Annotated in this window: 10 protein-coding genes; 3 read left to right on the forward strand and 7 right to left on the reverse strand. The window is 56.9% G+C overall.

The window, feature by feature from the left end; translation table 11 throughout:
• Positions 1–40: 40 nt before the first annotated feature.
• From HY011_06715 to HY011_06730, 4 genes are all read right to left on the reverse strand, one after another.
• Positions 41–1,129: a DmsE family decaheme c-type cytochrome gene (locus tag HY011_06715; GenBank protein ID MBI3422615.1), complete on the reverse strand. Its 1,089-nt coding sequence runs from the start codon at positions 1,127–1,129 to the stop codon at positions 41–43.
• Positions 1,130–1,209: 80 nt separating this feature from the next.
• Complete coding sequence (locus HY011_06720) at positions 1,210–3,630, reverse strand: MtrB/PioB family decaheme-associated outer membrane protein (protein ID MBI3422616.1); 2,421 nt, start codon at positions 3,628–3,630, stop codon at positions 1,210–1,212.
• Between the two features lie 21 nt (positions 3,631–3,651).
• The gene (locus HY011_06725; protein MBI3422617.1) at positions 3,652–4,734 is read right to left on the reverse strand and encodes a DmsE family decaheme c-type cytochrome; all 1,083 of its coding nucleotides are present in this window, start codon (positions 4,732–4,734) and stop codon (positions 3,652–3,654) included.
• A 43-nt stretch (positions 4,735–4,777) separates the two neighbouring features.
• Positions 4,778–5,767, reverse strand: coding sequence for a hypothetical protein (locus HY011_06730; GenBank protein MBI3422618.1), 990 nt, complete (start codon positions 5,765–5,767; stop codon positions 4,778–4,780).
• Positions 5,768–5,819: 52 nt separating this feature from the next.
• Between HY011_06730 and HY011_06735 the strand changes: the two genes are divergently transcribed.
• Positions 5,820–6,998, forward strand: coding sequence for a succinylglutamate desuccinylase/aspartoacylase family protein (locus tag HY011_06735; GenBank protein MBI3422619.1), 1,179 nt, complete (start codon positions 5,820–5,822; stop codon positions 6,996–6,998).
• A gap of 281 nt (positions 6,999–7,279) precedes the next feature.
• On the opposite strand, the gene HY011_06740 is transcribed toward HY011_06735, so the two are convergent.
• The 3 genes from HY011_06740 to HY011_06750 all read right to left on the reverse strand — a co-directional run bounded on the left by HY011_06740 (position 7,280) and on the right by HY011_06750 (position 9,079).
• A complete protein-coding gene (locus HY011_06740) occupies positions 7,280–7,465 on the reverse strand; it encodes a hypothetical protein (protein MBI3422620.1) in 186 nt (61 codons plus the stop codon).
• A 268-nt stretch (positions 7,466–7,733) separates the two neighbouring features.
• Positions 7,734–8,126: a hypothetical protein gene (locus HY011_06745; protein MBI3422621.1), complete on the reverse strand. Its 393-nt coding sequence runs from the start codon at positions 8,124–8,126 to the stop codon at positions 7,734–7,736.
• A gap of 305 nt (positions 8,127–8,431) precedes the next feature.
• The gene (locus HY011_06750) at positions 8,432–9,079 is read right to left on the reverse strand and encodes a YdcF family protein (protein ID MBI3422622.1); all 648 of its coding nucleotides are present in this window, start codon (positions 9,077–9,079) and stop codon (positions 8,432–8,434) included.
• A gap of 120 nt (positions 9,080–9,199) precedes the next feature.
• Here HY011_06750 and HY011_06755 point away from each other — a divergent pair, with 120 nt between their 5' ends.
• Both HY011_06755 and HY011_06760 read left to right on the forward strand, forming a co-directional pair.
• Positions 9,200–10,405, forward strand: a complete 1,206-nt coding sequence (locus tag HY011_06755) for a CoA transferase (GenBank protein ID MBI3422623.1) — start codon at positions 9,200–9,202, stop codon at positions 10,403–10,405.
• Entirely contained in the window at positions 10,405–11,316 is a 912-nt protein-coding gene (locus HY011_06760; GenBank protein ID MBI3422624.1) for a CoA ester lyase, read from the forward strand. The genes HY011_06755 and HY011_06760 overlap by 1 nt, the downstream gene beginning before the upstream one ends.
• Positions 11,317–11,422: the final 106 nt, after the last annotated feature.

Raw genomic sequence — 11,422 nt, forward strand, 5'->3', positions numbered from 1 at the left:
CATTGGTAAAACAGACTTGTGTACGTTCTACCGGTTGGCCTTACCGCCTCAAGAATGGGTCTATATTCGACCCGTGAATCATGAAATGGCAGTTGGTGCAATTCTGTATGCGCAACTGGGTGATGTCGTGGAAGGACGGCGTGGGTGGCCCCAGTCCTGTGCCTTCTTCGGGCAGACCCGGCGTATTGGAATGGCATTCCAAACAGAGGAAGCGAATCTCGCTGCGTTTGAGCAATTTCGGATTGGTCGAGCCGTGCGGCGTATGGCACGCCTGGCAGCCTTCGACCTTGATCGGCGCATGCTCAAAGGCAAACGGTCCAGCTTTATCGGTGTGGCACTTCAGACAGGAGTTGTCCCCGCCTGCCCATGACCGCAATTGTTTGGCCTGGAAACCGCCGTGCTGGTTGTGGCAGTCAGAGCATTTGATCGCGCCTTCCGGTACTTTGTGGTGGAAGGGACGCGCAAAGGCGGCCTTCTGATCCTGGTGGCATTTATAGCAGCCATTCGGTTGGTCATCGCGCAGCAGGAATTCCGTCCGTTTCGGCGAATGAGAGGAATGGCAATCAATACAAGTAACGCCGTGGCGGCCATGCTCGCTGCGGCGATAATTGAACCGTTCCTCGCTGCGGCCTTGCGAACCTTCATGGCACTTCAGGCAAGAGGCCGAAGCCGCCGCCGGAGAAAGCTTATCCAGCGCCACCATTTGGGCGGCTTTGGCGCGGGTTTCATCCGATAACAGCGCGCTAGCTTCGGCTTCTTTGCCTTCTTTGTTCAGCTTTTGTACGGTTTGGTAATACTCGACGTGGGCTTTGGCGCCACCGTGACAGGCCTCGCAACCCATCGCTTCAGGTTTGCCATTCGGTGTGATGGTCTTGCGATGCGCTGTCGTCTGGTAATGCGCCGCCTGGTTGGTGTGGCATTCCGCGCAGGATGAACTACCGACGTATTCTTCAGGGTTCGTTGAGAAAGGTAGTGTCGCAGCTTCAACGCTGCCCGCGTTGACGGTCGCTGTGGCGACGGGTTGGGGTGATTTTGAACCTCGGATGAAGGTCACCAACTTGGATGACAAGAATGGCAGCGAAACCGAGGTCGAGAATAGCAACACAAGCGCGAGTTTGAGAATTCGCATAATCTCTCCTAGCTGTTTGCTTGAAAATCGCACGGGTGAATCCGTGACCGCCGCCCGAAATTATCGGGCGGCGGATTTGGTTAGCGCGTCAGTCGCAGGTAAATCCCCAGGGTATTCGCATCGTGTCCGGAATAACGCGAATCCAGTAAAAGAAAACGCCGCCCGTCCTGTGATGCCGGAAGCGCATCATTCGGATAGGGGGACAGCCCGTCCCAGGCGTAATCATTCAGGCGATAGGGTTCATAGAGATACCGCACGCCTAGCGCCACCTGGGGTGTGAATTGGTAACTCAAATCAAGATTGACTTCCTGGAAGCGCGTCTTGGCGTCCGGGAACGGGAAAGCCGTGGCATTGAGCGCGCTGCCGGCGAGCGGCGTACCGGGGTTGACCGTATTCAGCCGGGTGTTGCCGAAAGCCAGCGCGTAATGCAGGTCAAGGAAAAGCTTCTCTTTTGCCAGGTAAGTCGTGACGCCCGCGCCAAAACTATCCACCACGTCACGCTCATCACGATTCCAGCGATTGTTGAGATCGAAGGGCACCGCCGTTTTCGCGATTTGATTCAACGAAGAGCTATAACGGTCGCGTGAGTAGTTGGCATAAAGGGTGGTGTTCTCCAGTGCGGTGTAGAGCAAATCCACGCTCCCGCCGCCTTGCACATATTTCGTCAGCCCAAAGAAATTCTGATCGAAATCATCACCGCGATAACTGAAGGTGCCTGCAATGCCGAGTTCCGGTTTGACGTGATATTGCCATTGCATATTCACGTTCTGGCGCAGCCGTTTGGATTGGTCGAACAGTCGCAATAACTTGTATTCGAGCACGCCCGGATCGTAGGTTTGCGGCGTGCGGTCGGAATAGTGGTAATCAAGCTTGCCCGAAAGAGCGTTACTGTGCCGGTAGGAAATTTCTGTTCCGACACTGTGCTCGTTCGTGCGCCCGGCTTGCCGGTTGCGCCGGTTCCAGCCTTCCCATTTGTAATCGAAGCGCCAGTTCACCGGCTTCGCCAGGTTCCAGGTGGCCTCTGCCGTCGCGGTTTGCCGCCGGAAGGTGAGTGGCTCGTTTTCAATCAGCTTACCGTTGATGTTAGGACGCCAGTACGATTCGCCAAACGCCGCATAGCCGGGGAAGAGAATCTCTGGCGTCTGGTTGTCGTTGAGATAAGAACGGTAATGCAGATTGGCCGTCCACCGCTTGCTCAGTTGCGTGGCAAAGACGTGGTCTTGCGTGAAGATGTCCACCGCGCCTTCCAAACTCGGACGCGGCAGCGCCTTCGTATCAGTGATGGAGGTGCCAGCGGGCAGCCCCGTGGCGACAACGGCACTGTTCAAGGTGTAAGGCACAAAGGCTTCATTCTGCCGCCAGAAGCTCCAACCCAAGGCACTCGCCCAGCGTGAGTTGTGCGGCAAGTCAACGAAACCTGAAACCAGGAAACTGTTCGATTGATTGTCCGGCGGCAGCGCAAAGATGCCGCGCGAAAACGCCGCGCGGTCAAACACGCCGCCCGAACCGGTCGCTTGCAAATCAGTCGCCCGGAATGGATTGTCGAACGTGAGCGAGGCGATGCGGTTGTCGAATTTCGAATACGTGTAATCGAAATTTACCGCCCATTTCGCGCGGGTATAAGACGTGCCCAGCGTGACTTGGTTGTGCCGGTAATTGACCTGTTCCGGCAATTCAGCCGCGATCACGCGGAAGGTATCGCCAGTGGCGATGCCGATGCGCTCGTAGCTGCCGGTGCCGAGCGGCTTTGAACCAAACTTGCGTTGGTTCATAAAACGCAGATGCGCGCTCCAATGCTCAGTTAGATGGACGCGCTGTTCGGCTTTCAGCGTTTGCCGTTTGACCTGCAAACTCACCAGCGGCGCGCTGGCCACGAAGCCGCGCACGGCTGCGGGTAAGTCGGCGTTGGGCGTGTTTTGCAGCGTCTGCTGAATTTGATCGGGAATCGTCAGCACCCCGGGCGTGGTCGAACTGTAGAGCGAACGCGCGCCGGCGGTGTAAAGGTGCGGCAATCCAGCCCATTCGACCGTCGTGCGGAAGTCGCCGTATTTGCCGAAATCGAGCAGATACCGTTGATCCAATTCACCCGGCCCGCGCCCGATAAAGCGGAAGAAGGCGGGCGAAGCTTCGGGGTTGGCCACCACTTTAAGACGGCGGAAAAGGAAGCCGTCGCGGACTTGCCGGAATTCCTCAAACTTCGACGGGCGCGCGCCGCTGACATTGGTGAATTGCCCGCCCAGTTCAAAGGTGTATTTCATCTGCTTAAAAAGACCAGGCGAATCCGGCCCTTGCTTGGTGGCGGTGGTCTTACTGGCCGGCTTGTCGGCTTTCTTGTCAGTCTTGCCAGCCTTGTCAGTCTCTTTGGCGCTCTCCTTTTTGGTTGTTGTGATGGTTGGATCGGACGCTTCAGCGAGCGTTTGTGCCGGAGCAGGCGCGGGCCAAAGCAGCAGAGTTGCAAGTAGTGCGTAAGAACATAATTTTATTTCCCGGATGATCTTCATAACTCCTCCTTTGGCTCCCGCCTAGCGTTGCAGATTGATGCCCGAAGGGTGATTCGAGCCATGAATTGCCGCATGGCAGGTCGCGCAGGAACGATTGAGCGCGAAGGCCGAGTTGGGCAGACCCGCCACGGTTTGGTGGCGTCCCTGAATATGGCATTGCTGGCACAGCATCGGCGCGCGCGCCACGAGCAAAGCTGTATTGTTCGAGCCGTGCGATTTGTGGCAGGTGGTGCAACCTTCACGCACGGGCGAATGTTCGTACAGGAACGGGCCACGTTTCTCGGCGTGGCACTGGTAGCAGGTCTCGTTGATGCTGCCGGTGCGCATCATCTTCTCGCCGATAGAGCCGTGTGCTTCGTGGCAGGCCGAGCAACTCTGTTGATGCTCGCGGTTTTCGTTACGGAAGAGATGTGTCGAACGTTGGAACTGCGCCTTTCTGACATCGCCGTGGCATTGAAAGCAGGTGTCGGCTTCGGTGCGCATCTTCAACAGCTTGCCCTCGGCCTGGTTGGTGGCGAAAAGCTTGCTGTCGGAGGTGGGCACGGCCGGAGCGTGATGCATGCTGTGGCAACTCAGGCAGGACATTTTGGCGGCTTCGTGTTTGCTGCCGCGCCAGACGGTGTGTTCCTTCATCTGGGAGTGGCATTGCATGCACGTGGTATTGGTTTCCGCCGGGGTCAGTTTGTCGAAGGCAACCATGCTGGCAGCCTTGGCTTTGCTCTCATCGTTCATGAGCGCCTGGGCCTCCGCGTCCTTGCCTTCCGCCGCCAGTTTTTGGGTGGTCTTGTAATACTCGACATGCGCTTTCGCGCCGCCGTGGCAGGCTTCGCAACTGCGCAAATTTACTGCGGCTTTAGCGGATTGCGCTTTGTGATGCGCTGTCGGCGCAAAGCGCGCGACTTGATCAGCGTGACATTCGGCGCAGGAGGCGCTGCCCACATATTGGCTGACATCCGTCGAGAACGGTAAGGCCGCCACCGTCGCTTCAAACGGTAGATTCGCTGGTTTTTTTTGACCGCTCAGTGCTGTCAACTGGGTCGAGAGAAACGGTACTGCAATTGAGACAGAGAATAACAACACGAGCGCAAGTTTTATGACTCGCATAAGCTCTCCAATCAGATTGAGCGGATGACGTTAGTTAAATTGATTATTGATTCGGATAAAGTTTGGCGCGCAACGCGTCCTTGAGCTTCGTGCCGTTTTCAAAAGCGGCGTCGGCTTTCTTGCGGACAATTTCCAAATTAAATGTGTGCCAGGCGATTTTGGCTTCGGCCAACATTCCCTTGGTGACTTTCATTTCGCGTTCGTAATCGGTCATTTCCAACTTACGATTCCTGGCTTCATCTACCAGGCGTTCGGCCCACAGGGTCACCATATTGGCGCGCCCAATGGCCTGCATCGCTTCTTCAGCCTGGCCGGGAATCTCCGGACGTTTGGGCATCAAAGCGTTGCTGGAATCGTGACAACTGGCGCAGAGTTTGGCGGTTTGTTCGGGTGTGTAAATTACCTCAGAAGCCATGTGCGCGTGACAGGTGTTACAGCTTGGACCTAATCCCGCTGCTTGAAGGTTCTGAGAATGCTTGCTTCCGACATAAGAATTGGTGATTTCCCGATGACAGGAATTGCAGGTTTGGGCGAGGTTTTTCGGATGCAATTTGCTTTGGGCATCATTGGCTAACTGCACTCCGACATGCGCTTGTTTGGCCTCTTTGCTCGTGGCGTCACCGCCGTGGCATTTTTCGCACCCAATCGCTTTTTCTTTGTGCAAAGAAATATGCCATTCGGCATAGCGGCTGGTGACCCGGTAAGGAGACATCAGCTTTGAGTGACAGACCACGCATTGGTTGTTTTTGAAGGCAGCCAACACATCTTGCGCCGCCACCGTTGATGGCTGGTTGGAATACCAACCCATCCCGCCCACGATCAATCCCACCAGTAGAATCATTTTCTTCATGATGAACCTCCTGTTCTGCTCGACTGCTGAGCCAGGCTCAATCCTTCCACTTGGCGGGCTGCAAATCAGGTGCCAAGAGAGATTTAGCGCAAACTGCGGAATACTGCGCTTTTGCGGGGAAGTCAGCGGTGTTCTGAGCGGTGGAATGCGTGTAAATCCACAGTAGTGAAACTCGTACAGCATAGGCATCTAGCTTGCTAGAGCACCTGGCAAGGATTTATTGAGGTATTTTTCCATGTTTCGAGAATTGGCAGCGACAGCAATTCAGCCCGGCGCTTTTCCGCGCCGTTTGGGCAGCTATGGCGGCACCACGTATGGCCCGCTCGTGGTTTGTGTGGGCGGGATGCACGGCAATGAGCCTGCGGGTGTGCGTGCTTTGGAGCGCGTGCTGCAACACCTGCGACAAACCCGTCCGCCTTTCAATGGCAAACTGGTCGCTTTGGCTGGGAACGTCGGCGCTTTGGCGCGCGGCCAGCGCTTTGTGCAGCGCGACTTAAATCGCATGTGGTCGCCGGCGCGCATCCGCCAATTGAAAACCGGCAACCTGCTGGAAATCGAAACCGCCGAAACGGCTGAGCAGCGTGAGTTGCTGACCGCCATCGAAACCGAGGTGGCCGGGAAATTCAGCCAAGCCGTCTTTCTGGATTTGCATACGACCTCTGCGGCAGGCGCGCCGTTCGGCCTGATCAGCGATACGCTGGTCAATCGGCGTTACGCACAACGTTTGCGCACACCCATTATTCTGGGTTTGGAAGAGAGCCTCGAAGGCACGTTGCTGAATTATATCAATGAACTCGGACACGCGGCGCTGGGGTTTGAAGCGGGACAGCACGCGTCGGCCCTGGCGCTGAAAAATCACGAAGCCGCGCTCTGGACGACGTTGGTGACAGCCGGTTGTTTGCCGCCTGAACACGTCCCCAATTGGCACGGATTGCAGCGCACTTTACGCGAAGCGAGCCGCAGTCTGCCGCCCGTGCTTGAGGTGCGTTATCGCCATGCCATCCGGCCTGCCGATCAATTTGTGATGGAGCCAGGGTTCGTCAATTTTCAGCCGGTAGAGCGCGGTGAGTTGCTGGCGCACGACCGGAATGGCGCAGTGCGCGCGGCAGAGACGGGGTATTTATTTATGCCGCTCTATCAGGCACAAGGCGAAGACGGATTTTTTCTGATTCGCGCGATTCGGCCTTTCTGGCTGGAGTTGGCGGCTTGGTTACGGCGCTTGCGCCTGGATCGGTTGTTGGCCTGGTTGCCCGGTGTGCGGCGTTTGCCCGAAGACAAGAACTCACTGCTGATTGATCCGCAAATTGCGCGTTGGTATGTGCTTGAGATTTGCCACCTGCTCGGCTTTCGCAAACAGGCGCGCCAGGGAAATAAGTTGCTGGTCACGCGCCGCCGCCAATCCGAAGCAGATTGAGACGTCTGCGTGCACAGCGGCGAAACGGCAATTGTCCATCACGCAATAAACAATTGCCGCGCCGCTGTTCTGCCCAAGGTGCAATAAGGAAACTCCTATGCATACTTCCTTACCGCGACTGCGGGCAAACTGAAAAAGAGTTTCGTGACCACGGAAAAGAGTCTCAGGTGCTGGTCCGGCCCTTTTCCGTGGCGTGGAGTGTGAGGTTCGCCTGAAATCAGAGTTGCCTCACCCACTGTCCAAAATCGCAGTCAGGTTTGCGGCCTGGCGACGAAGGCGCGTTACTTTTTCACGCTATGTGATTTGTGGCTTTTCTTGTGCTTTTTCTTGGCCACGGGCGTGACCGCCGTGCGGCTGGTCTGTGCTTGCAGAACCGGCTTGGCTTTGGCTGCCGCAGCGTGCGTGCCAGCCAAAGCGCCAGCCGCCAGGAACAGGGAAAGCGAAAGCGTTGCGATTGTCTGTTTCATATAGGTCTCCTTACGGCTCGGTTAAAAGAGCCGTCTCTGTTTGTGGTGGTACTCTCATTCAAACCAGCAGCGAGTAGTGGCATTTGCCGGTGACGCTGGCGCAAAGACTTTGGCAAGGCCTGTGCCGCACAAATCAGCAGTATTGACAGGCATTTCAGCGCACACCTCTAACCACTCGGCGGTCAAACAGCCGCTTCGGATGAAACTGCGTTGCCGTTTGTGGCGCTTTTGTTACGCCCCAACAAATGCGACACGCACAACTGCCTCGTTAGGCAGAAATGTGATTGGAATGAATGGTGGAAAGAGGTGGGGCACGCCCGCGCAGCAGGGCAAAGCCGGATTGTTGCTGCTGCCAGCGCGTGGTGAAATGAAAGGCGGAATATCTGAGGGCTGGTGGTGCAAGCACGGCATCGGCGAGACAGCCAAACAGCTTGAGGCCCGCGTCCGTCGCGCTATCTTTGCCAGCATTGGCAGTCTCGATCTCTGCCTGAGTTGCATCCAATGGCCAGGTTGGCCCATCGTCGGTTCGACTGAGTTGGCCGGTGTTGTCCCGTTCCAGCGCTGACTGACCCGCTGCGGCAAACAATGGTAACCAAGCGGCCAGCAACGAGGCTTGTACGATCAATACGCAAAAGCGCCGGATGTTTGTAAGCTTGATCATAGCTGTTGTTTCGCCGATCAACTTGGTGGATGAGCAGGTCGGCCAAACGGCCTTGCCTCATTGTCAAACTTAACGCAAAGGCTATCTAACTGACGCTTGCAACTTGACCATTCTATTGATGTATTACTGAAGTAGTGCAACTTGGATGCCAGCGTATCAAAGTGCGCTTAACTCTCGCTACCTCGCAACACCGCGGCAGGGCGGTCAATTTTTTGGAGCAACGCGGAAATATCAAACGCAGCTTCGGCGAAAGTGTGTGGTTGGTCAAGCTCATTTTGGCTCACATCCTGGTGGAGGCGCGTAAACTAGCGGATCAAATGTTTGTCGAAACCCATTGCTACCAATTGCTCATAGGCCTGCCACACCTCAGCCGGGATCGGTTGAGGGATTTGAAAGCCTTTGGCCGGATAGTCACGGATGCGTTGCAGATCGCCCACCATGATGTTGAGCACGGTTTCCTGGCTGAGTTGCGCGGTTGGATAGGTAGTAAACGAGATCGGCGGCGAAGTCACGATCAGTTCGATCCCCGGCCAGAAGTTCATGAAAGTCGCATAGGCGCGCCGCTCCATATACGGCTTTTGCGCGAGGATGACGCGTTGAGCGATGAGGCCTTGCTCGGCCAGCAATTGGCGGCTGAAGCGGATGTTTTCGCCCGTGTTGGTAGAGCTTGATTCCAGCAAAATTGCAGAAGCTGGAACGCCTTTCTGAATTGCCACTTCGGCAAATTTCTCGGCTTCGGGTTTGTCGAATAGGGTGCGCGTCAAGGCGCCGACCTTGCCCGAAAACAGCAGACGCGGCGCCCAGCCTTGCAAATACAAATCGGCGGCGTACTCGGCGACGCGCAAATCATTGCTGCCCAACGCCAGAATCAAATCGCTTTTGGCCAGCGCGTGGCCCAAATGCATGTAGTCCCAAATGCGCTCAGCCAATTCGTCAATCAAACCGGTATCCATCGTATTCTCTCCTGCCTCTCAAGCCGGATCGCCTGCGGTAGTTGTCCTAGACTTAGGTCAAATTCGCGTGTAGCATCGCCAACCAGTCTGCCCAAGATAATCAGGCACATTCAGATGATGATGGAGCAAACGACTTTAACAACAGGCGCTTTAGCCGGGTTACGCGTGCTGGATGCGGCCACGCTATTTGCCGGCCCGTTGGCCGCCACCCTGCTCGGTGATTTTGGCGCAGAGGTCATAAAGATAGAACATCCCAAGGGCGACCCGGTGCGGCACCACGGCCATGCCAAGCACGGCGTCAATCTCTGGTGGAAGATGATTTCGCGCAACAAACGCGCCATCACACTCAACCTCAGCGCCGCCGAAGGCCAGGACATACTCAAGCAACTCGCCAAACAGTCCGATGTCCTGATCGAAAACTTCCGCCCCGGCACGCTCGAACGTTGGAGCATCGGGCCGGATGTTTTGCACGCCCTCAATCCAGGCTTGGTTATCGCACGTGTCACCGGCTTCGGCCAAATCGGCCCGTACAAAAATCGCCCCGGCTTCGGCACTTTGGCTGAAGCGATGAGCGGATTCGCCGCAATGACAGGTGAACCGGCTGGCCCGCCGACCTTGCCGCCGTTTGGTTTGGCCGATGGCATCACGGGCTTGGCGTTGAGTTCGGCGATTATGTTCGCCTTGCACGCGCGCCAACGCAGCGGGCAGGGACAAGTAATTGACATGGCGTTGATCGAACCGATTCTGACCGTGTTGGGGCCGCAACCAACCTGGTACGATCAACTCGGCGTGATTCAACAACGGCGCGGCAATCGTTCATCCAATAATGCGCCGCGCAATGTCTATCGCACGGCGGATGATCGTTGGGTGGCGCTTTCGACTTCGGCGCAAAGCATCGCCGAACGCGTGATGCATCTGGTGGGGCACCCCGAAGTCGTCACCGAACCCTGGTTCGCCTCTGGCGCGGAGCGCGCTAAACACGCGGATTTACTGGATGAAATGGTGGGTGGTTGGATCGCGCAACGCCCTTTTGCCGAAGTCGCCGCCGCCTTTGAAGCGGCCCAAGCCGCCGTCGCGCCGATTTACGACATCGCGCAGATTATGGCTGACCCGCAGTATCAAGCGCTCGAATCCATCACCACCGTGGACGACCCGGAGCTTGGCCCGTTAAAGATGCAAAACGTCATGTTCCGCCTGAGCGACACGCCCGGCGCAATCAAATGGACAGGCCAGCCGCGCGGCGCCGATAACGAAACTGTGTATGGCGAATTGCTTGGTCTGAACGTCGAACAGTTGCGGGCATTGGCTGAAAAGGGAGTGCTGTGATGGCTGCGCGCGCGTTGTTTCGCTCCTATCTTTTTGCGCCGGGCGACAATGAAAAGCTCCTGCGCAAAGTTTTCACGGCGGGCGCTGACGCCGTGGTGCTCGATTTGGAAGACGCCGTGGCGGCGGATAACAAAGCGCCGGCCCGCCAATTGATCACTGCGGCCTTGCAAGTTGTTGCTGGCAGCGCCTGCAAACTGCCAGCAATCTATCTTCGCATCAATGCCATTTCAACGCAGCTTTGGCAGGACGATATTGCCATCGCCGCGCATCCGCTCGTCCACGGCATTCGCCTGAGCAAGGCGGAATCGCTCGCCGAGTTGCAGGCGGCTGATCACGAATTGGCAGCGGCGGAAAGCCGCGCGGGCTTAGCGGTCGGCAGTTTGCGCATCGTGCCGACGATTGAGAGCGCCGCCGGATTGCTGAACGCGGCTGAGCTGGCGCGCCATCCGCGCGTCGAAACGTTTTCGTTTGGCGCGGCGGATTTCGCCAAAGACATCGGCGCTGAGGTGGATGCGCAGGAAACGCAGACTTTATTCGCGCGTTCGCAACTCGTCGTGGTCGCGCGCGCGGCGGGTTTGAAACCGCCAATTGCTGCGGTTTACACCCAGCTCAAAGACCTGGCTGGTTTGCGTGCGAGTTCTGAGGCGCAACGGCGCTTGGGTTTCTTTGGACGCTCCTGCATTCATCCGTCGCAACTAACGGTCATTCATGAAGTCTTTACACCACAAGCCGCCGCCGTGAACGAGGCGCAGGCCATCGTGGCGGCGTTTGAACAAGCGCAAACCACCGGGGCCGCCGTGACGACGCTGGCGAACGGCCAATTCGTAGACGCGCCGCTGGTCGAACGCGCGCGCGCTGTTCTTTCATTGGCCGAGGCGTTTGCCGAAGCTATGCCTGACGATGCCGTCTAGCTCCTTTTGACGCGCAGCGTCTTTGGAGTGCGCGCGGCACAGGCCGCCGCTTTGGTAGCCCTTTGATTTATAGCTAACGAAGGGCTACCAAAGCGGCGGCCTGTGC

It is taken from the genome of Acidobacteriota bacterium (assembly GCA_016196035.1).
Classification (GTDB): domain Bacteria; phylum Acidobacteriota; class Blastocatellia; order RBC074; family RBC074; genus JACPYM01.

Coding starts and splice junctions, on each gene's coding strand:
- HY011_06715 (MBI3422615.1), bottom strand. CDS start 1,129: ATGCGAATTCTCAAACTCGCGCTTGTGTTGCTATTCTCGACCTCGGTT.
- HY011_06720 (MBI3422616.1), bottom strand. CDS start 3,630: ATGAAGATCATCCGGGAAATAAAATTATGTTCTTACGCACTACTTGCA.
- HY011_06725 (MBI3422617.1), bottom strand. CDS start 4,734: ATGCGAGTCATAAAACTTGCGCTCGTGTTGTTATTCTCTGTCTCAATT.
- HY011_06730 (MBI3422618.1), bottom strand. CDS start 5,767: ATGCTGTACGAGTTTCACTACTGTGGATTTACACGCATTCCACCGCTC.
- HY011_06735 (MBI3422619.1), top strand. CDS start 5,820: ATGTTTCGAGAATTGGCAGCGACAGCAATTCAGCCCGGCGCTTTTCCG.
- HY011_06740 (MBI3422620.1), bottom strand. CDS start 7,465: ATGAAACAGACAATCGCAACGCTTTCGCTTTCCCTGTTCCTGGCGGCT.
- HY011_06745 (MBI3422621.1), bottom strand. CDS start 8,126: ATGATCAAGCTTACAAACATCCGGCGCTTTTGCGTATTGATCGTACAA.
- HY011_06750 (MBI3422622.1), bottom strand. CDS start 9,079: ATGGATACCGGTTTGATTGACGAATTGGCTGAGCGCATTTGGGACTAC.
- HY011_06755 (MBI3422623.1), top strand. CDS start 9,200: ATGGAGCAAACGACTTTAACAACAGGCGCTTTAGCCGGGTTACGCGTG.
- HY011_06760 (MBI3422624.1), top strand. CDS start 10,405: ATGGCTGCGCGCGCGTTGTTTCGCTCCTATCTTTTTGCGCCGGGCGAC.